At 45.4% G+C, this 19,316-nt stretch carries 17 protein-coding genes; 10 read left to right on the top strand and 7 right to left on the bottom strand.

Features of this window, described 5'->3' with window-relative positions; genetic code table 11:
* Positions 1-111: 111 nt before the first annotated feature.
* The gene (gene pspF, locus VNE01S_RS10330; RefSeq protein WP_053393933.1) at positions 112-1,104 is read right to left on the bottom strand and encodes a phage shock protein operon transcriptional activator; all 993 of its coding nucleotides are present in this window, start codon (positions 1,102-1,104) and stop codon (positions 112-114) included.
* Positions 1,105-1,308: 204 nt separating this feature from the next.
* Between pspF and pspA the strand changes: the two genes are divergently transcribed.
* The 7 genes from pspA to VNE01S_RS10295 all read left to right on the top strand — a co-directional run bounded on the left by pspA (position 1,309) and on the right by VNE01S_RS10295 (position 8,762).
* Positions 1,309-1,977: a phage shock protein PspA gene (gene pspA / locus VNE01S_RS10325; protein ID WP_053393934.1), complete on the top strand. Its 669-nt coding sequence runs from the start codon at positions 1,309-1,311 to the stop codon at positions 1,975-1,977.
* Positions 1,978-2,160: 183 nt separating this feature from the next.
* Positions 2,161-2,394 (top strand): envelope stress response membrane protein PspB, encoded by a 234-nt coding sequence (pspB, locus tag VNE01S_RS10320; RefSeq protein ID WP_053393935.1) that lies wholly within the window; start codon positions 2,161-2,163, stop codon positions 2,392-2,394.
* Positions 2,387-2,776, top strand: a complete 390-nt coding sequence (gene pspC, locus VNE01S_RS10315; RefSeq protein ID WP_053393936.1) for an envelope stress response membrane protein PspC — start codon at positions 2,387-2,389, stop codon at positions 2,774-2,776. Before pspB ends, pspC begins: the two co-directional genes overlap by 8 nt.
* Before the next feature lie 142 nt (positions 2,777-2,918).
* Positions 2,919-3,950: an efflux RND transporter periplasmic adaptor subunit gene (locus VNE01S_RS10310; RefSeq protein ID WP_053393937.1), complete on the top strand. Its 1,032-nt coding sequence runs from the start codon at positions 2,919-2,921 to the stop codon at positions 3,948-3,950.
* A 1-nt stretch (position 3,951) separates the two neighbouring features.
* The gene (locus tag VNE01S_RS10305) at positions 3,952-5,046 is read left to right on the top strand and encodes an efflux RND transporter periplasmic adaptor subunit (protein WP_053393938.1); all 1,095 of its coding nucleotides are present in this window, start codon (positions 3,952-3,954) and stop codon (positions 5,044-5,046) included.
* Positions 5,039-8,143 carry an efflux RND transporter permease subunit gene (locus tag VNE01S_RS10300; RefSeq protein WP_053393939.1) on the top strand — a complete coding sequence of 1,035 codons (3,105 nt, stop codon included), beginning with the start codon at positions 5,039-5,041 and terminating at the stop codon, positions 8,141-8,143. Before VNE01S_RS10305 ends, VNE01S_RS10300 begins: the two co-directional genes overlap by 8 nt.
* Positions 8,144-8,198: 55 nt before the next feature.
* Entirely contained in the window at positions 8,199-8,762 is a 564-nt protein-coding gene (locus VNE01S_RS10295; protein WP_053393940.1) for a DNA-3-methyladenine glycosylase I, read from the top strand.
* Between the two features lie 72 nt (positions 8,763-8,834).
* Here VNE01S_RS10295 and VNE01S_RS10290 read toward each other — a convergent pair whose 3' ends face one another.
* Both VNE01S_RS10290 and cls read right to left on the bottom strand, forming a co-directional pair.
* A complete protein-coding gene (locus VNE01S_RS10290) occupies positions 8,835-10,040 on the bottom strand; it encodes a cystathionine beta-lyase (protein ID WP_053393941.1) in 1,206 nt (401 codons plus the stop codon).
* A gap of 63 nt (positions 10,041-10,103) precedes the next feature.
* Complete coding sequence (gene cls / locus VNE01S_RS10285) at positions 10,104-11,558, bottom strand: cardiolipin synthase (RefSeq protein ID WP_053393942.1); 1,455 nt, start codon at positions 11,556-11,558, stop codon at positions 10,104-10,106.
* A gap of 368 nt (positions 11,559-11,926) precedes the next feature.
* Between cls and VNE01S_RS10280 the strand changes: the two genes are divergently transcribed.
* From VNE01S_RS10280 to VNE01S_RS10270, 3 genes are all read left to right on the top strand, one after another.
* The gene (locus VNE01S_RS10280) at positions 11,927-13,357 is read left to right on the top strand and encodes a sodium-dependent transporter (protein ID WP_053393943.1); all 1,431 of its coding nucleotides are present in this window, start codon (positions 11,927-11,929) and stop codon (positions 13,355-13,357) included.
* Positions 13,358-13,477: 120 nt separating this feature from the next.
* The gene (locus VNE01S_RS10275; protein ID WP_053393944.1) at positions 13,478-14,173 is read left to right on the top strand and encodes a TIGR01621 family pseudouridine synthase; all 696 of its coding nucleotides are present in this window, start codon (positions 13,478-13,480) and stop codon (positions 14,171-14,173) included.
* 11 nt (positions 14,174-14,184) lie between these two features.
* Complete coding sequence (locus tag VNE01S_RS10270) at positions 14,185-15,120, top strand: class I SAM-dependent methyltransferase (RefSeq protein WP_053393945.1); 936 nt, start codon at positions 14,185-14,187, stop codon at positions 15,118-15,120.
* Positions 15,121-15,180: 60 nt separating this feature from the next.
* On the opposite strand, the gene VNE01S_RS10265 is transcribed toward VNE01S_RS10270, so the two are convergent.
* Genes VNE01S_RS10265 through VNE01S_RS10250 form a run of 4 tightly spaced genes read right to left on the bottom strand, consistent with a single transcriptional unit; the run spans position 15,181 to position 19,257 of the window.
* The gene (locus tag VNE01S_RS10265) at positions 15,181-15,786 is read right to left on the bottom strand and encodes a CDP-alcohol phosphatidyltransferase family protein (RefSeq protein ID WP_053393946.1); all 606 of its coding nucleotides are present in this window, start codon (positions 15,784-15,786) and stop codon (positions 15,181-15,183) included.
* Positions 15,779-16,426 carry an ATP-binding cassette domain-containing protein gene (locus VNE01S_RS10260; RefSeq protein ID WP_053393947.1) on the bottom strand — a complete coding sequence of 216 codons (648 nt, stop codon included), beginning with the start codon at positions 16,424-16,426 and terminating at the stop codon, positions 15,779-15,781. Before VNE01S_RS10260 ends, VNE01S_RS10265 begins: the two co-directional genes overlap by 8 nt.
* The gene (locus tag VNE01S_RS10255; RefSeq protein WP_053393948.1) at positions 16,392-18,101 is read right to left on the bottom strand and encodes an ABC transporter permease; all 1,710 of its coding nucleotides are present in this window, start codon (positions 18,099-18,101) and stop codon (positions 16,392-16,394) included. The genes VNE01S_RS10260 and VNE01S_RS10255 overlap by 35 nt, the downstream gene beginning before the upstream one ends.
* Before the next feature lie 10 nt (positions 18,102-18,111).
* The gene (locus tag VNE01S_RS10250; protein ID WP_053393949.1) at positions 18,112-19,257 is read right to left on the bottom strand and encodes an ABC transporter substrate-binding protein; all 1,146 of its coding nucleotides are present in this window, start codon (positions 19,255-19,257) and stop codon (positions 18,112-18,114) included.
* Positions 19,258-19,316 lie beyond the last annotated feature (59 nt).

Below are 19,316 nucleotides of genomic sequence, written 5' to 3'. Positions count from 1 at the left end.
AGAATGACTGTCGACGATAAGCACAATAAGATTCACCATTATGCCTTACTATCTTATTAATTTACCATTATTTGTTAGGGCTAACCAAAGTAAACCTTAAGTTTCGTCCTGTTATTCCGGGTTGGTCAAATTGTACTTACGTACCATACCCCTAAGTTGATGATAACTTAACCCCAGTAATTGAGCCGCTTTTCTTTGATTATATTTACTTTCTTCAAGCGCGGCGTTAAGTACTATCAGATCTTGTTTCTCCTGCCATTGCTTGTAATCCAGCGGGAATGTCAGTGTCTCTGCAATGGAGTCAGAGCAAGGGGACTCAGTCGACTTGTCTTGCTCCCATTGGGCGGAAAACGGATCGAACACCAGCGTATCAATAGGCATTTCCTGCTGACCGTGTTGATACACAGCCCGCTCAATGACGTTTTTTAGCTCACGCACATTGCCGGGCCAGTCATAATCCAGCAGGGCTTGCTCGGCTTGGTGACTGAAACCGACAAAATATTCATAACCCAATTCGCGACACATTTTTATCGCGTAGTATTCTGCGAGTAAGGGGATGTCTTCTTGTCGTTCGCGTAGAGGCGGTAGGTGAACAACATCAAAGGCTAAACGATCGAGTAAGTCTGCGCGGAACAGCCCATTTTCTGCCATTTGGGGTAAGTTTGCATTGGTGGCGCATACCAACCGGACATTGGCATTCAGTAGCTGGTGGCCACCCACACGCTCGTACTGGCCATACTCAATCACTCTAAGAAGCTTCTCCTGCACCATAAGTGGAGCAGTGGCAAGTTCATCAAGGAACAGCGTGCCACTTTCTGCGCGTTCGAACCGACCTTTATGCCTACCTTTTGAGCCCGTAAATGAGCCTTGCTCATGGCCAAATAGCTCAGAGTCAATTAAGCCTTCACTCAATGCTGAACAATTGAGTGAGATGAGCGGCTGATCCCACCGTTTAGACAGGTAATGGAGACGTTGAGCAATCAGTTCTTTACCTGTGCCTCGTTCACCGATGATGAGTACAGGGCGCTCAATGGCAGCAAGTTTAGAGACTTTATCCAATACAGCCAGAAAGGCTGGCGATTCGCCGATAAGGTTTTGTTGCATTTGCGTATTCCTTTGGTGAATTTTACCAACTGTTGGTTAAAATTATCATACACACTTAATTAGACTCAATGCAATTAATTTAAATTACTGATTATTAAGGGGTTTAAAAATGGCATGCATCTTGGATTATTGAATATCAACAGATAGAAACACCTAGTGATAACAAGCGGCATTCGTGCCAAGTGATAAGTAAGGAGCTGTGCTATGGGTATTTTTTCTCGATTCGCGGATATTGTTAATTCAAACATCAGCGCGCTACTTGATAAAGCGGAAGACCCGGAAAAAATGATTCGCCTGATCATTCAGGAGATGGAAGATACATTGGTTGAAGTACGCACTAATTCAGCAAAAGCGATTGCAGACAAGAAAGAGTTGGCAAGAAAAGTCGAAGCATTAGAAGATCAAATCGATGAGTGGCAGAACAAAGCCACATTGGCGTTGGCAAAACAGCGTGAAGATTTGGCTCGCTCTGCGTTGATTGAAAAGCAGAAGCTGCAAGATGTGCTGAAAGGTCTGCATACCGAACAAACTTTGGTTGAAGAAACCATCGAAAAGCTCACAGGAGAAATCGGTAAGTTAGAAAGTAAGATTACGGAAACGCGTGCTAAGCAGCAAGCTCTGACTATTCGCTCTCAGGCAGCGTCAAATCGTCGTGACGTTCAAAAGCACTTGCATACGGCGCGCACGTCAGAAGCGATGGCAAAATTTGAACAGTACTCACGTAAAGTCGATGAACTGGAAGCAGAAGCGGATGTTTACTCAAAATCGGGTAACTCAAAAACGCTAGAGCAAGAGTTTGCAGAACTTCAGGCTCAAGATGAAATCGAAAAAGAGCTAGAGAAACTGAAACAGCAAATGGAAGAGAAGAAATAAAACGTTAATTTTTACGAGTCTGGCTTTGGAACTCTGAAAGCTTAAGCTTCTACAAAGCCAGCACTCTTCTCACCATTTGTGTATGCGCTCGCCATTTGGCCTCGCATTTTGTGTTTCAATATAAACATTGGATTTTTTTGAGTACTTTAAGGCCTACAGAAGCCTTAATAGTAGGAGTTGCTTATGTCTTCATTTTTCATCGCTGGTCCGCTGATTGTATTTTTAATTTTCGTTGCGCCGCTGTGGTTGATCCTTCACTACCGCAGTAAAAAGAAAGCTGCTGGTGGTTTGTCTGAAGACGAATTCCAACGACTTCAGGCACTGTCTGAAAAAGCAGAACAAATGCAGCAACGCGTCGCAACATTGGAACGAATTCTTGATTCAGAATCACCAGAATGGAGGCGTCGTTATGAATAACAAAGAGCTATTTCGAGATACCACAAATGGGAAAATCTCGGGTGTATGTGCAGGGCTCGCGAACTATTTGAGCGTAGAAGTTTGGCTAATTCGTATCTTGGTGGTTTCCGCGGCATTGCTCGGTGGGAGCTTTTTGATTCTTCTTGTTTATATCGCGCTTACCCTGATGCTCGAAAAGCAACCGGTACAGTACGATGAAACGATTAAAACTCAGCAAGAGCATAAACTGAAAAGTAAACCTTGGCAGCAAGGGCAATCACCGGATGCACTTCTGGATACGTTAGAGAGAGATTTTGACCAGTTAGAAGGCAAAATTCGCTCAATGGAAGCTTATGTTACGTCCGATACCTTCAAAGTAAATCGAGAGTTCAAAAACTTGTAGTCATCTAGATGTAATGGCTACAAGTGTTAATTTAGACGAACCAAACGATTAATTTTAATCATATTTCTTAGTTCATACATGGCAGCAGAGCACTCCATCATCTATCTTTGATACTATTCGTAACGTGAATAGATGATGAGTTATGCATAAATCTTTCGTGCTTCTCGCCACAGTGGCTCTATTTAGTGGCTGTGGTAAGGAGCTTCCTCCTGTCCCTGAGCCTGAATCCAGGCCAGCAAAGCTATTCACAGTTTCAGTTGGTAATAACAAGGTCGAAAGACAGTTCCCGGCAACCTCGGAAGCCGGAGATAAAGCAGTGCTCGCTTTTCGAGTCCCTGGACAACTGCAATCCATAGACGTATCCGCAGGACTGAGCGTGAAAAAAGGCGATGTGTTAGCAACGCTCAACCCTGATGAATACTCGCTATTAGCCCAGCAGGCACAAGCGCAGTTTAGGCTGGCTGACGTTCAATTCCAAAGATACCGCAAGCTACGCAGGGATAAAGTCGTCTCTGCACAAGACTTTGACCAAGCCAAAGCAAATCACAATTCTGCCAAAGCGACGCTCGAACAAGCACAAGCAAATTTGCGCTATGCGAAGCTTATTGCCCCGTATGATGGCACCATCTCGCTTATTCCCGCTGAAAACTATGAGTTCGTTTCTGCTCAACAGGGCGTAATGAACATTCAAACGAATCAGAAAATGAAGGTGATTTTTCAGTTGCCGGATCATCTCTTGAATAGCTTTTCAGAGGGAGAGAACTTAACAGCTTCGATGACGTTTGATGCCTTCCCTGAAACTTCATTTCCGCTAACATTCCGTGAGATAGACACCGAAGCGGATCCTAAAACTGGCTCTTATAAAGTGACCATGGTGATGGACAGGCCAAGTAATGTCGGTGTTTTACCGGGTATGGCCGGAACCGCACGCGTTTCGGTGGAGCGAAGAGGTGATACGCCAGTACCAGAATCAGCACTGATGGAAAGAGACGGACGAACCTACGTTTGGCGGGTGAATCAGGAGGGGATTGTTGAGTCTGTCAGCGTAACATTGAACGAAAGTAGGCAGGTGGTCGATGGTCTTAGCGACGGCGATAAAATCATCATCTCGGGTGTCCGTGAAATTGAAGCGGGTATTAAAGTTCGTGAATGGATCAAAGAGCGAGGGCTGTAACATGAAGCACTGGCTAAGTATTTTTTCCTTCAATTTAGTGGTTATTCTTTCGGGTTGCGGCGGCGAGCAACAATATGTCGACTTTGGTAAACCCAAGGTCAAGGTTGTCGCGTTGTCGGATACAACTTTTAGCGTCGATAACATTTACTTTCCCGCAGTAGCTAAGGCGGCAGAACGCTCTCAAATCAGCTTTCGAGTCGAGGGTGAGGTGAGTGATATCTTGGTGAAAGAGGGTGACAGAATCCAAAAAGGCGACGTCATTGCGGAACTTGACCCTACTAATTACCAACTGGATGTAGACAACGCCAGTGCTCGGTACAGCGTAGTGAATAGCCAATATAGACGCTCAAAGCCTCTGGTCGATAAGGGTCTGCTAGCGAAATCTCAATTTGATGAAATTGCAGCCAACCGACAAATTGCTTACGCAGAATTACAACTGGCCAAACTCAGGCTTTCATTTACAAAACTAACTTCACCGATGGATGGCATAGTCTCTCGCGTGGCAGTAGAACAGTTCGAGAACATTCATGTTGGTCAACCCATCGTCAATATACATAGCATCGACAGCGTAGAAGTGGTCATGCAACTTCCTGATCGGTTATACATTCGTCAGCCGACACAAGGGGTATTCGACAATATTAAAGCGCTAGTGAAAGTACCGAGTGGAAATGAGTATAGCGCCTCTATAAAAGAGTTCACGACGGAGCCAGACCCGACGACAGGCACTTTTACAGTCACGCTCTCTCTTCCAATGCCAGATAAAGAGTACATTCTTGATGGTATGGCGGTCGAAGTCACCTCCAAACAGGCGGGAATTGGTTTAGATGCAAACGCTCAGGTTCTTGTACCAATTGAAGCCGTATTTAACGGGGATGGGGATGACTTACAAAGAAGCAATAAATTCGTCTGGCTGGTAAAGAGTGGCACCGTGAGTAAACAAAAAGTTGTGCTGGGGAAAGTGAGTAAAGATGCCGCGCAAGTGTTGGCGGGCTTAAGGCCTGAAGACACGGTTGTGATTGCAGGCTTAGCGAAGCTGCGTGATGGTATGACTGTTGAAGTTGTTGAATATGCGAGCAAGGAGACAGGGAATGAGTGAAAACAAGAATAACTTGTCTCAACACGATGACGACAACATAACAGGGATCGCCGCATATTTTATAAGAAATAGAGTCATTAGTTGGATGATCTCGTTGATCTTCCTGATCGGTGGTGCCAGCGCATTCTTTGGTTTAGGGCGATTGGAAGATCCTGCTTTTACGATCAAAGATGCGATGGTGGTGACTTCATACCCTGGTGCAACACCGCAGCAAGTTGAAGAAGAAGTGACCTATCCGATAGAGAAAGCCATTCAACAATTAACCTACGTGGACGAAGTTAATTCGATTTCGAATCGAGGTCTGTCACAAATCACAGTGACGATGAAGAACAGTTATGGCCCAGATGATCTCCCCCAAATATGGGATGAACTACGGCGTAAGGTTAATGATCTGAAACGCCAGCTTCCACCAGGCGTGAATGAGCCTCAAGTGATTGATGATTTCGGAGATGTTTACGGTATTTTGCTTGCAGTCACAGGAGATGGCTACAGTTACAAAGAACTTTTAGATTACGTGGATTATTTGCGCCGTGAACTTGAGCTTATCGACGGTGTGAGTAAGGTTTCGGTATCTGGACACCAGCCAGAGCAAGTGTTTATCGAAATATCGATGAAACGTTTGAGTAGCCTAGGTTTGTCCCCAGATACGGTGTTTAACCTACTTTCAACGCAGAATGTTGTGGCAGATGCTGGTGCCACTCGTATTGGTAATGAATATATTCGCATTCAGCCAACCGGAGAATTTGAAAACGTAGATCAACTTGGCGATTTGATCATCACCGAAAGTGGTGCTCAAGGGCTGATTTATTTACGCGATGTGGCAGAGATAACGCGGGGTTATGTTGAAGTTCCAAGCAATATCATCACATTTAACGGTCGAGTGGCGCTGAATTTAGGGATCTCATTTGCGCAAGGTGTCAACGTCGTTGAAGTCGGAAAGCGGTTTGATCGCCGTTTAGCCGAATTGAAGTATCAACAGCCCGTCGGTGTAAAAATATCGGAAATCTATAGTCAGCCGAAAGAAGTCGATAAGTCTGTGAGTGGTTTCGTTATTAGCCTCGGCCAAGCGGTGGCGATTGTGATTGTCGTACTGCTTTTTTTCATGGGGCTAAGATCGGGTCTTCTGATTGGCTTGATTTTACTGTTGACGGTGCTGGGTACGTTCATCTTCATGCAGTATCTCGCCATCGACTTGCAACGTATTTCACTTGGCGCATTGGTGATTGCGCTCGGGATGCTGGTGGACAATGCAATTGTTGTGGTTGAAGGCATATTGATCGGCACCCAGAAAGGGCGAACGAGGCTGCAAGCGGCAACCGATATTGTCACGCAAACCAAGTGGCCGCTGCTGGGAGCGACGGTGATAGCCGTGACGGCATTTGCCCCGATAGGATTATCAGAAGATTCGACTGGCGAGTACTGTGGCACCCTGTTTACCGTTTTGCTGGTTTCTTTGATGCTCAGTTGGTTTACCGCCATTTCATTAACGCCATTTTTTGCCGATATGTTTTTTAAGGGCCAGACATTTAAACAGGATGGTGAAGAGAGTGATCCATATAATGGAATGATTTTCGTTGTGTATAAAGGCTTTCTCGAATTTTGTATGAAACGCGCCTGGCTGACTGTGGTGACTTTAATTTTGGCATTGGCCGTCAGTATCATGGGTTTTTCCCAGGTTAAGCAGTCCTTTTTCCCATCTTCAACAACGCCTATGTTTCAAACGGATATTTGGTTGCCAGAAGGAACGGATATTAGGGCAACCAATACCAAGCTAAAAGCCTTGGAAACATGGCTAAGTGAGCAGAATGGCGTCGCACATATTACGACGACTGCTGGTAAAGGGTTGCAACGTTTTATGTTGACCTACGCACCGGAAAAAAGCTACGCCGCTTATGGCGAAATTACAACGCGCGTAGACAGTTATGAACAGCTGCCTGAACTTATGTCTAGCTTTAGGCGTCATCTAGAGCTCAATTTCCCCGAAATTAACTACAAACTTAAGCAAATTGAGCTTGGCCCTGGCGGTGGCGCAAAGATTGAGGCGCGTATTATTGGCTCAGACCCAACTGTCCTTAGAAGTATCGCCAGGCTGGTGGGAGACATCATGCAGGCAGACCCAGGGGCAACCAATATCAGGCATGACTGGCGTGAGAGAACAAAAGTGTTGGAGCCACAATTTAACGAGAGCCAAGCCCGTCGTTATGGCATTACCAAGTCTGATGTGGATGATTTTCTGGCGATGTCATTTTCAGGCAAATCAATCGGTATTTATCGAGACGGGACGACGCTGATGCCAATTGTTGCTCGTTTACCCGAAGGGGAGAGGGTGGATATTCGCAATATTGAGGGGATGAAAATATGGAGCCCGGCGTTAAGTGAATACATTCCGTTGCAGCAAGTCACATTGGGTTACGAACTGCGTTGGGAAGACCCAATCATTGTCCGAAAAAATCGAAAACGCGTTCTGACCGTCATGGCCGACCCCGATATATTGGGTGAGGAAACCGCATCGACATTGCAAAAGCGTTTGCAGCCACAAATTGAAGCGATAGAAATGCCTTCAGGGTATTCGCTTGAGTGGGGCGGTGAATACGAATCTTCAGGAGAGGCTCAGGCTTCACTATTTACAACTATGCCTATGGGCTACCTTTTCATGTTCCTAGTCACGGTGTTCTTGTTTAATTCAGTCAAAGAGCCACTGATCGTTTGGTTAACAGTGCCGTTGGCGATTATCGGAGTAACAACGGGGCTATTGGCATTAAACACACCATTTGGTTTTATGGCGTTACTCGGCTTCTTAAGCTTATCAGGCATGCTACTGAAAAATGGGATCGTGCTGCTCGATCAAATAGAGATAGAAATGCATTCTGGCAAAGATCCCTATATTGCGGTGGTAGATGCGGCCTTAAGCCGTGTTCGTCCTGTATGCATGGCAGCCATCACCACTATTTTAGGGATGTTTCCGTTACTCCCCGACATTTTCTTTAAGCCGATGGCCGTCACCATCATGTTTGGTTTGGGCTTCGCAACAGTATTGACTCTGATCGTTGTGCCTGTGTTGTATCGCCTGTTTCATAGAGTTAAAGTGCCAAGTTAAGCAAACAACAATCAAGTTTATCCTCTGAGTTACAGGGGGGCTTAAGGAGCACTGAATGAGTAAGGATACACCTTGCGCGTGGGCGATGAACCATGAACTAGAGCGTGTTTATCATGATGCAGAGTGGGGCGTCCCTGTTTTTGACGATACTGTCCTGTTCGAATTCATTACGTTAGAAGGCGCGCAAGCGGGTTTAAGTTGGATCACCATACTCAAAAAACGGGAAGGTTACCGTTCGGCGTTTGAGAATTATGACTTAGATAAACTGGCGTCATACGATGAAACGCATGTTGAGCGGATTATTGAAAACTACGACGTGGTTAAACATCGAGGCAAGATTGTGTCCGTATTTGGGAATGCGAGAGCCGCAAAAGCTCTGATTGAAGAATACGGCAGTTTTTCGAATGCCTTATGGCAATTTGTGGATGGGGAGCCAATTGTCAATCAATGGACTGAAATGAGTCAGGTGCCAGCGTCAACGGAACAATCTAAAGCCATGAGTAAGTTCTTAAAGAAGAAAGGCTTTAAGTTTGTTGGTGAAACCATTTGTTATGCGTTTATGCAGGCGGTTGGTATGGTGGACGATCATTTGCTAGGTTGCCCTCAAAAAAGCCGTTAAGTGTTTTTATTTTGCGTAAATAAATCCCCAGGTGTGTGATTAAGTCACCTGGGGATTTGTTTGGTTGAAGGACTAGATAGTCGCCTCTTTTTCGAGGATTAGCGCATTGTAACGAGCAAAGCCAGCTTCTAAGTCGGCAATTAAGTCATCCACATCTTCTAAACCGATATGGATGCGCACGAGCGTCCCTTCAAAGTTTGGATTCGCCACGGTTCTTAAGCTGTTAAAGCTTTTTGGCTCGTTGGCTAAAATCAAACTCTCATAACCGCCCCAAGAATACCCCATGCTGAAGTGTTCCATGCCATCTAATAGTGCAGTCGTCGCACGCGGGTAGCTGGTTTTCAGGACAAATGAAAACAAACCGTTGCCGCCAGTAAAGTCACGTTTAAAGAACTCATGACCAGGGCAAGTATCCAAGGCGGGGTGACGAACGTGGTCTACTTCAGGTCTGTTTTGTAGCCATTCTGCCACTTTAAGGCTGTTTTCAGCGTGCTGGCGTAAGCGTACATCTAGCGTTCGGATACCACGTAAACCAAGGTATGCATCATCTGGCGAGACGCACTGACCCATCAAATAGCTTTGTTCACGTAATTGGTCCCAATACTTTTCGCTAGCAACAGCGGTACCTAGCATGACATCAGAATGGCCAACAATGTATTTAGTAGCGGCTTGAATGGAGATGTCGACGCCATGTTCAAACGGTGAAAAGTGCACTCCAGCCGACCAAGTATTGTCCAACATTACGATAATATCGTGTTCATGAGCGATGCTGGATAGAGTCGGAACGTCTTGAACTTCCATCGTGATGGAACCTGGGGACTCGAGGAACAGAACTTTTGTATTTGGCTGAATAAGTTCGCGAATGCCTTCACCGATCATTGGATCGTAATAAGTGGTTTCCACACCCATTTTTTTCATGATCTTATCGCAGAAATCGCGAGTTGGTTCGTAACAGGTGTCCACCATCAGGATATGGTCGCCTGTTTCTACAAACGAAAGAATTGTGTTTGAAATCGCTGCTGTGCCACATGGGTAAAGTGCGCACCCTGCGCCACCTTCGATCTCAGTCATCGCATCTTGGAATGCAAAATGAGTGGTTGTACCGCGTCGACCATAAAAGAGTGTTTTATTTGCTCGGTTAACCGTGGCATGGTGCTTTTCCGCAACCGTCTTAAATACGACAGTTGATGCTCTTTGTACTGGTGGGTTAACTACGCCATTCGTCCATTTTTTGTCGCGGCCCGCGTTAATATATTTAGTCTTCTTGCCTTCTGACATCTGAAGTCCTTGTCTTAAATGTGTTGCCCTATTTAAAACATGGCAACACATTATTATCAAGAGCTAGAGTAGTGGATTGAACAAGTAGAAGACGCGTTCAAGGAATCTTGAGTAAAAAGATCGCTCTTTCCACTCTTTGAGTAGCACTAGATGTGAATCTTCCATATAGCTTTTTTGCAGCCAGTACATCTCTTTGGTGAAAGCTTCATCATCGATGGCAAGCGTCAGTTCAAAATTCAGCCATAGGCTTCGCATGTCCATATTGACTGATCCCACTAAACAAAACTGCTCGTCTATAACAACCGATTTTGTATGAAGCAGACCGCCATAAAACTCGTAGATGTAAACGCCAGCCTTCATTAACTCGGTGTAAAACGATCGAGAAGCCCACTGAACCATTAGGGAATCATTTTTTTGTGGGATGATGATTTCCACTTTGATGCCACGTTGCGCCGTCATTTTAAGCGTCTCAAGTAAATCCGCACTTGGCACAAAGTATGGTGTGGTAATACATACCGACTTATTGGCTTGGTTAATCGCTAAGGTTAAAACTTGAGAAATCAAGTACTCGGGCATACCCGGCCCAGATGGCACTACTTGAATTGGGTGCTGGGGTTCATTTGGGTCAAGGCGACACTCAGGAAACTGAGGCATTGTCCTTGAGCCAGTTTCGACCTCCCAGTCCCAGCAATGAATCGCAGACAGCACGTTTACCGTTGGTCCGGTTACACGCACCATAATATCGACCCACTGACCAACGCCAGAACCTTGTTTGAAATGGGCTGGGTCGACCATGTTCATCGAGCCTGTGTACGCGATCTTGTCGTCAATGACGATGATTTTCCGGTGTTGCCTTAGATCCAGCCTGCGTAGGAAAATACGCCAAGGGCTGACTTCCAATGCCTGGACAACTTCTATACCCGCATTTTCCATCATGGTGAGCCACTGGCTACGGAAAAACCTTGGGCTGCCTGCTGAATCAAGAAGTAGTTTGACCTGCACTCCTCTTTTGGAAGCCTGAATCAATGCAGAAGCCACGGAGTCGGCCAAGCCGCCAGGGTGCCAAATATAGAAAGCCATACGAATGTGTGATTGGGCGTTTTCTATATCATTAATGATTGAGCGCAGAATCTCATTTGGTGAGCGTTGCAAAGAAAGGGTGTTACCACTAAGAGCCGGAAGCCCTAAACGGTTGTTACACAACTCATCGATACGATAAATATGCCGGCCAAAAATTTCTGGCATGTGTGCATGGCAATCATTGAGTTTTTCAAACCATTCTGCAAACGGGGTAAGCATTTCCTTGGCACGCTCAGCGCGTTTTCGGCCTAGGTTCAATTCACCAAAAAGAAAATAAAAACCGACACCCACAATGGGGATGATGTAGATAATCATCAACCAAGCGAGGGAAACACTGACCGCGCGGCGCTTTAGCACCACACGAATAGTGACCCCTGCGACTAGAATCCAGTATAAGACGATGCCTGCAATTGTGAGAAAGTGATAAAACTTGTCCATTCAGTTACCTAGGAGCAAAACAGCTAAACTAGATAGTAATGCCCCTGTGAGATCTCGACAAGGGATGCAGAGAGACTTGGATCACTTGCAGGGAATATAGATAAAAGTTGAAAAGTGTTAGCTAAGCGTAATTCGGAGTGAAAAATGAATGTAGATGTGCAAAAAAACAGCAATTAAACATTCTGTTTACAACTTTGGTGAGAAAATATACTGTTCGGGGTTCCAATTTTATTCGTAAACTGCTTTACTTGCCATAACGTTAGCGTCATTCAAAATTCTAATAAGTGTACAAAAATAGATACACTCTACTTTTCTAGACGTCTAACCGAAGCAAACACAACATATAAAACTAGTTTAATGGAGTAATCGTGGCTACAACTACAAGTTCAAAGCCCCGTGATACGTGGGGGTCTAAATTAGGCTTCGTAATGGCCGCTGCAGGTTCTGCTGTAGGTTTGGGTAACATTTGGAAGTTTCCATACACCGCTGGTGAAAGCGGAGGTGGAGCGTTCGTTGCGATATATCTTTTCTTCGTAATTTTTATCGGCTTTAGTGTCATGCTCACAGAGTTCACTATTGGTCGTAAGACAGGTCTTTCTGCCGTAGGCGCATTTAAATCAACTGACCGTCGTTGGACGTTTACAGGTGTAATGGGCGTTCTTAGTGGTCTACTTATCATGGGTTTCTACCCAGTAGTAGGCGGCTGGGCTGTTGCTTATATCTTTAAAGTCGGTGGCGGTTTATTGAGTACCCCAGAGGCAATTGGTGACAGCTTTGGTGGTTTCATCTCTGATCCAGTGCAGCCTTTGCTATGGATGGGTTTATACCTATTCCTGAACGTGATGATCGTTATGAAAGGCATCTCTGGCGGGATTGAGAAGGCGGGTAAGATTCTTATGCCTCTGCTTTTCTTGATTCTGATTATTGTCTCGGTTAAGGGCTTGATGCTTCCTGGTGCAATGGCAGGTCTAGAGTTCCTATTTATGCCGGACTTCTCTAAGGTAGACAGCACAGTTGTTCTTGCCGCATTAGGACAGGCGTTCTTCTCTCTAAGTTTGGGTATGGGTTGTATGATGACCTACGGTTCTTACTTGAAGCGAAAAGAGAACCTGGTTCAGACAACCGGTATGGTTACTGCGATGGATACAGGCGTGGCTATCCTAGCTGGTGTAGCAATGTTCCCTGCAATGTTCGCATTTGGCATGGAGCCTGCGGCTGGTCCTGGTCTGGTATTCGTGGTTGTGCCTCAGCTATTCGCTGAAATGGGTGGCGTAATCGGCCTATTGCTAGCACTGCTGTTCTTCATCGGTTTGAGTGTTGCTGCACTGACTTCTTCAGTATCTCTACTGGAAGTGGTTGTATCATATCTGATTGATGAAAAGGGTATGCGCCGTCCTACTGCGGTAGTGACAGCCAGCGCAGTCATGGCTTCATTGTGTATCCTTGCGTCTCTGTCACTTGGCGGTGTAGGACCTCAGCTATTCGGTACGGGTGCGTTTGATATCTTCGACCTACTAACAGATAAGATCTTCCTTGCTGTTGGCGGTATGTTGGTATGTATCTTTGCAGGTTGGCGTCTAACTCGTGAAGACCTAGAGAAAGAAATTACTAACGATGGCAAAGTATCTTTCCCACTGTTTGGTCTATGGTACAACTTAGTGAAGTACGTGATCCCTGTTGCTATCGCTATTGTGGCATTCATGGGTATCAAGTCTGGCTTCGACAGCGGTAAAGGTGAAATCATGCTGCTGGGTATTGGTATCATTGTTCTTGCAGGTATTTTCTCTAAGAAACTCTAGAACAATAGAAGATATACAATCTACATGGGGGAGCTAAATAGCTCCCCTTTTTTGATCGGTACAACACTGGCTTTCACAAACATACAAGGTATACTCTTGCGTCCAACCGGAGCTCCCCAAATGTTTGATATTGTTTTTACTCATCCTGATTTCGTGGTCATCAATAAGCACCCGAATGTTTCTGTTCACAAAGATGATGGCGACACCATGCTGCTGCAAGAAGTCGCTAAAGAGACGGGTGATGCGCAGCTTTTTCTTGTACATCGGTTAGATAAAATGACGTCAGGTCTTCTGCTGTTGGCGAAAACTTCTAAAGCCGCGAGCGAATTATCTATTCAGTTTGCAAATCGTGACGTGAATAAGTTTTACTTAGCCATTGGCAGCAAAAAGCCGAAAAAGAAACAGGGCCTAGTGAGTGGCGATATGGAACGCTCTCGTCGTTCGTCGTGGAAATTAGTGAATAGCCAGCATAACCCAGCGGTAACGCAATTTTTTTCCGCTGCTGCTGAGCCTGGTGAGCGACTCTTTTTATGCAAACCCCACACGGGTAAAACTCACCAAATCCGTGTCGCGTTGAAATCTGTCGGTTCTGGCATTGTTGGCGATCCTATTTACAACACTGCGAGCCAAGCAGATAGAGGCTATCTGCATGCTTTCGCTCTCTCATTTCACTACCAGAATGAACACTTCTCACTGATGTGCGATCCGCGCAATAATCCATTGCTGGGTGAGAAATGGAATCATGAAACCGTAAGCTTAGGTATCGAGTCTTGGATTGCTCCGTGGGATTTACCTTGGCCAAAGATCAACAAATAACAGGAACCGCTATGCAGGCAACACAGCTACCAATCTTTTTTGAACAGCTTAACCGTCAATTAGAAGATGCGCCGCAAGAGGTAAGGCGGTTATTTCATGGGCGTGGAAGAAAGTTTGAAGGCCTAGAACAAATTACCTGTGACTGGGTACAAGGTCAGCTACTGGTCAATCTGTTTAAAGAAGTCGATGAAGACTTTTTGGCTGAGCTAAAACAAGGCCTAATGGCGTTAACGCAACAGGCTGTTTGGCAAAGTATTGAGGGAAAGACGATTGTCCTTCAACACCGTTATGGTGACGGTGCACCATCAGAAGTTTTAGTCGGAGAGCTAAACAGTCGACCTGTGGTGGTGGAATCGGGTCTTAAATACCAATTAGATATTGGTCGTAATCAGAACTTTGGTTTGTTTCTAGATATGCGTTACGGCCGAAACTGGGTACGAGACAACGCCAAGCATAAAAATGTTTTAAACCTGTTTGCCTATACCTGTGGTTTTTCTGTTGCTGCTATCGCTGGTGGTGCGGATCAGGTCGTGAATGTAGACATGGCTAAAGCATCTTTATCTAAAGGTCGCGACAATCACCGCTTGAATGAACACAACTTAAATCAGGTAAAATTTTTGGCGCACGATATTTTTAAGTCGTGGGGCAAGATCAAGAAGTCTGGCCCATATGAGCTGATCATTATCGATCCACCGTCATTCCAAAAAGGCAGCTTTGCTCTTACTAAAGATTACAAAAAGATTCTGCGTCGTTTGCCAGATCTTTTAGTGTCGGGTGGGCAAGTATTGGCGTGTGTGAATTCACCTCAAGTGGATTGCGACTTTCTGATCGATAGTATGAAGGAAGAGGCTCCACAACTCAGCTTTATTCAGCGACTAGAAAACCCACCAGAGTTTGCCGATATTGATGAACAAGCAAGCTTAAAAGTGCTTGAATTTTCGCTATAAACAAGCCGTAAGTAAGAGTAATAAGGCATGTACCTCTAGCGCGAGGTACATGCCTTTCTTTTATTTAAGCGTTTCAAACCCAGAGTAAATACGAGTAAACGTTGTGAACCAACACGCCGCGCCAAACACATAGGCAATCACTGCGAAATGCTGTGGGAAAAGGCAAAAAGCAATAAAGCTGGCGATGGTTTCCGTCCCTTCTGTTAGCCCACTCATGTAGTAGAGCGATTTGTTTTTATACACTGGATTATCTATCCCGCGTTTGCCTGCCATAATCGCAAAAGCCAAAAAGCTGCTGCCTGTTCCAATAAAAGAAAATATAAGAAAAGCGCCCGCCACTGCGTTTTGTTCAGGGTTCGCGAGTACAAAACCAAATGGGATGAGAGAGTAAAACAGGAAGTCGAGACTGATATCCAAAAAGCCGCCTGCATCCGTAATGCCCTGAATTCTCGCTAAGGCACCATCTAAACCATCGCATACTCGGTTGATGACGATGAAAGTTAAAGCAAGCAGGTAATACTCAGCAATCAGTGCCGGGAATGCAAAGCACCCCATAGCAAAGCCGAACAGCGTAACTTGGTTTGCAGTAATGTTTTTACCATCAAGTCGTTCGGCTGAAATTTCCAAAGGCTTGCGTATTAGTTGAATACTAAATCTATCAAGCATTGTTCGTCTCCCATGGCCAGGTCAAGCAACGGCTGTTTTCAGGTGTATCGTCAACATCGTGCGTGACCATCAACGCAGGTATATTGGCATCGCGCAGTTGATCAGTTACCCAGTTTCTAAATTGAATGCGGAGATCTTTATCCAGCTTGCTATAAGGTTCGTCCAGCAGGGCGACTTTGGGTTGTGCCAGCAACATGCGGGTAAGGCTAATGCGTGCACGTTGCCCACCAGATATTTGGTCTGGATAGGCGTCAGCAAGTTTGGATAGGGATATATTTTTAAGCGCGTCCAGAGCCAACTTTTTTCTATCACTTCGCTTAACTGAGTTGGGCAACGCGAAGGATAAATTCTCCCAAATTGCGAGGTGAGGGAAGAGTAAGTCATCCTGAAATAGGATCCCAACCTGACGGTGGTGTGCAGGCACTTGGTTTAAGTTTTTCCCGTTTAGCGTGATTGAACCGGAACAACAAAATTCAGGGGACAAATGCCCTGCAATGGCATCTAGTAGTGTCGATTTTCCGCAACCACTTGGTCCCATTAAAGTGACAATTTCGCCATTTTCTATTGATAGGTTCAGGTTAGAAAATAGAGGCTCACCTTGGCGATTATGGATGGCGAGGTTTTCGAGACAGAGACTCATTCAGTAATAGACCTTTTAAGGATAATCGGCGATATCTCATTTGTAAGCGACTAATCACTATGGCAAATGAAAAGAAAACAAACGGCAATAGAGCTTGCCAAATAGCGTAAATAGCGGTGACTCGCCGGTCAAACCCGCTGGAAAGTGCGACCGCTTCCGTTGTGAGGGTGCTGATACGCCCTGAGCCTAGCATTAAAGTCGGTAAATACTGAGCTAAGCTAACACTGATTCCCACAGCCCATGCAAACACAACGGCCGGCAATAGAATGGGCAGTTTGATTTTTAACCATGTATGCATAGGAGACTTACCCAGACTGAGTGCCACTCGAACCAGTCCGTTATTGAAACTTCGCCAAGGACCATCAAGCGACAAATAAATATATGGGAAGGCAAAAAAGACATGCGACCAGCATACCCAAAACCAATAACTGTCACTGTTTAGGTAAAGTGTCGCGACTTGCATACCAAACAATATCGAAAGCTGGGGGATCAGCATAGGTATTGCGATGATATAGCCTGGAATCTGCCGGCGATAACGCAGCTTATACTCTTGAGCGATGATGGCGAGTAACAAGGCAATTGAAGCACTTGTCAGAGCTAGTAACATACTTTGTCCAACTGTACTTACGATGCCATTCCACTCATATTCCCAAAAGCGCGTGCTATAGCGGCTCGGTAGTAAGTCAGGAAAGCGCCAGCGCTGCGCGAAGCTCCAAAGTACCATCAAAGGAATCATCACCGCCGACAAAATCGCCAAACCGATAAATAAGGTTTTGCCTGGAAGAGAAAAGCCACTGCGTCCGGAATACTGCCAGTTCTTATTGGCTTTAGTGATTGCCCATTCAATAGAGCGAGTTAGGGCAATCAGCATAGTCGCCATTATAAATAAGCTCACTGCGCCTGCTGCAGCTCTTGGTAAAAGAGAAAGATCTGGATCGTTAAACCATTGCCATACTAATACGGCAAATGTCGGTGGGTTGGTTGGTCCAACGATTAACGCAACATCAACGACAGACAGGCTGTAGGCCATAACAGCAAACATTGGAAAGCGAATTTTGGTTATCCATTGTGGGAAAAGACACTTCCACCAAGTTTGCGCACGATTGTAGCCCATTGAATGGCAGACCTTTTCTGTCTTTTCGACGTTAAGTTGCTGCAAGATAGGAATGCTCATGAGCAGCAAAAACGGCACTTCCTTCAATGCCAGCATCAGGATAAGGCCTAATGCGTAAGGGTCTTTTACAAGCGTCGCTAAGTCTGTAACGGTACTTGTGCTTGGATCATAGCCAAAGAAATGGGTGAGCGCTCTCACTCCCATGCCCGTGGGAGCAAATAGAAAAGCAAATCCAATTGCGAAAGCAACATGAGGCATGGCAAGTAGCGGAGAAAGTGCTATTTCGATGCTCTTCCAAAATCTGGTTTTCCAGGTGGATTGAAGAACAGCGAAGGTGATCAAGCAGGCCAGGTAGCTACTAATGATCGCGGTATAGAGTGTCATGCCGATGGAGTGCCAGACTCCCGTCCACGAAAACACCTCGCGAAAACCATCCAACCCAAACTCATACAACCCCAATGGTGGAATATATCCTAATGCTGAAAGCACCACCCCAAGTAACCCTGGGATGGTCGGTAATACACAAATACCAATGATGATGAAATAAAGTGTTCTTAACATTGAAACTGCACTAACTGCCGTAGCGTTTTAGCCACTCTTTTTCTAACGCTGTTTGCCAGCTTGGGTGTGGTTCCGCGATAGATTTGAATTGCTGAGTATTTTGGGCTGAACCAGTCAGGTATTGATTACTGAGCACCGATGGATCGCCCCAAATATTAATATCCCCTTTACGCGACTGAGCCTCTGGGCTTAGCAAAAAATTGATGGCAACTTTTGCGCCCGCTTTTGCATTGGCATTCCACGGAATAGCAAGGAAATGGATATTCGAGAGTGCGCCGTTGTTGAGTGCGTAAGCTTGTGTGGTTTCAGCCAGATTACCATTGGCTTGAGCAGAGTAGACGGCATTTGGATTAAAGGTCACAGCAAGGTCGATTTGCCCATCATCCAAAAGTTGTACGGTCTCAGCGGTACCCGCTGGAAACTGTTTTCCACCGCGCCATGCAACGTTATGAAACTGATCAAGATAGTCCCACAGCGGCTTAGTGATCAGAGCAAAGTTCTCTGGTGAAACTGGCTGCTGCAGAGCAGGGTCATTATTGGTGAGCTCAATCAGCAATGATTTTATAAAACTGGTGCCATGAAATTCAGGGGGGCGAGGGTAGGTTAAACGGTTAGGAAATGCTTTTGCATAGCTCAACATCTCCGAGAATGACTCGGGTGGGTTGTTGAGTTTTAACTTGTCGTGGATGAAGACAAATTGTCCGACACCCCAAGGTGCTTCAAGGCCATCGGTCGGCACTGAAAAGTCGACAGTAACAGGTAGAGATTTATCAACATATTCCCAGCTAGGAAGTTGTTCAACAAAAGGTCCGAACAGAAGCTGGTTCTCTTTCATCGACTTAAAGTTTTCACCATTAATCCAGACCATGTCTACGCTGCCACCATTTTCTTTTCTTGCCGCCTTTTCAGCCAGAAGGCGAGCGGTAGTTTCGGCGATATCTGACACTTTTACATGATGAAGAGTGACGTTGTAACGACTCTTGAGTTCTTGTTCTGCCCATTGAATATAGCGATTGATTTCTTGGCTTCCACCCCAAGCGTGGAAATAGACATCTTGTCCTTGTGCTTGTTGTTCAACTTGCTGCCAAGTCTCACCAAAACTCGGAGCAGAGATGGCGGTTGCTAATATACCAAGCGTCGTTAATAGCTTTTTCATATTTTATCCGTGTTTAACCTTGTTGTTATAAACGATGGGGTCGGAGACTAGATCCCTTG

The organism is Vibrio nereis NBRC 15637, assembly GCF_001591105.1.
GTDB classification, from domain to species: domain Bacteria; phylum Pseudomonadota; class Gammaproteobacteria; order Enterobacterales; family Vibrionaceae; genus Vibrio; species Vibrio nereis.
The sequence above is the reverse complement of the archived record's forward strand: the minus strand, read 5'-3'. Positions and strand labels throughout refer to the sequence as shown.

Coding starts and splice junctions, on each gene's coding strand:
- pspA (WP_053393934.1), top strand. CDS start 1,309: ATGGGTATTTTTTCTCGATTCGCGGATATTGTTAATTCAAACATCAGC.
- VNE01S_RS10305 (WP_053393938.1), top strand. CDS start 3,952: ATGAAGCACTGGCTAAGTATTTTTTCCTTCAATTTAGTGGTTATTCTT.
- VNE01S_RS10290 (WP_053393941.1), bottom strand. CDS start 10,040: ATGTCAGAAGGCAAGAAGACTAAATATATTAACGCGGGCCGCGACAAA.
- VNE01S_RS10255 (WP_053393948.1), bottom strand. CDS start 18,101: ATGTTAAGAACACTTTATTTCATCATCATTGGTATTTGTGTATTACCG.
- VNE01S_RS10275 (WP_053393944.1), top strand. CDS start 13,478: ATGTTTGATATTGTTTTTACTCATCCTGATTTCGTGGTCATCAATAAG.
- VNE01S_RS10295 (WP_053393940.1), top strand. CDS start 8,199: ATGAGTAAGGATACACCTTGCGCGTGGGCGATGAACCATGAACTAGAG.
- pspF (WP_053393933.1), bottom strand. CDS start 1,104: ATGCAACAAAACCTTATCGGCGAATCGCCAGCCTTTCTGGCTGTATTG.
- cls (WP_053393942.1), bottom strand. CDS start 11,558: ATGGACAAGTTTTATCACTTTCTCACAATTGCAGGCATCGTCTTATAC.
- pspB (WP_053393935.1), top strand. CDS start 2,161: ATGTCTTCATTTTTCATCGCTGGTCCGCTGATTGTATTTTTAATTTTC.
- VNE01S_RS10270 (WP_053393945.1), top strand. CDS start 14,185: ATGCAGGCAACACAGCTACCAATCTTTTTTGAACAGCTTAACCGTCAA.
- VNE01S_RS10250 (WP_053393949.1), bottom strand. CDS start 19,257: ATGAAAAAGCTATTAACGACGCTTGGTATATTAGCAACCGCCATCTCT.
- VNE01S_RS10310 (WP_053393937.1), top strand. CDS start 2,919: ATGCATAAATCTTTCGTGCTTCTCGCCACAGTGGCTCTATTTAGTGGC.
- VNE01S_RS10300 (WP_053393939.1), top strand. CDS start 5,039: ATGAGTGAAAACAAGAATAACTTGTCTCAACACGATGACGACAACATA.
- VNE01S_RS10265 (WP_053393946.1), bottom strand. CDS start 15,786: ATGCTTGATAGATTTAGTATTCAACTAATACGCAAGCCTTTGGAAATT.
- VNE01S_RS10260 (WP_053393947.1), bottom strand. CDS start 16,426: ATGAGTCTCTGTCTCGAAAACCTCGCCATCCATAATCGCCAAGGTGAG.
- pspC (WP_053393936.1), top strand. CDS start 2,387: ATGAATAACAAAGAGCTATTTCGAGATACCACAAATGGGAAAATCTCG.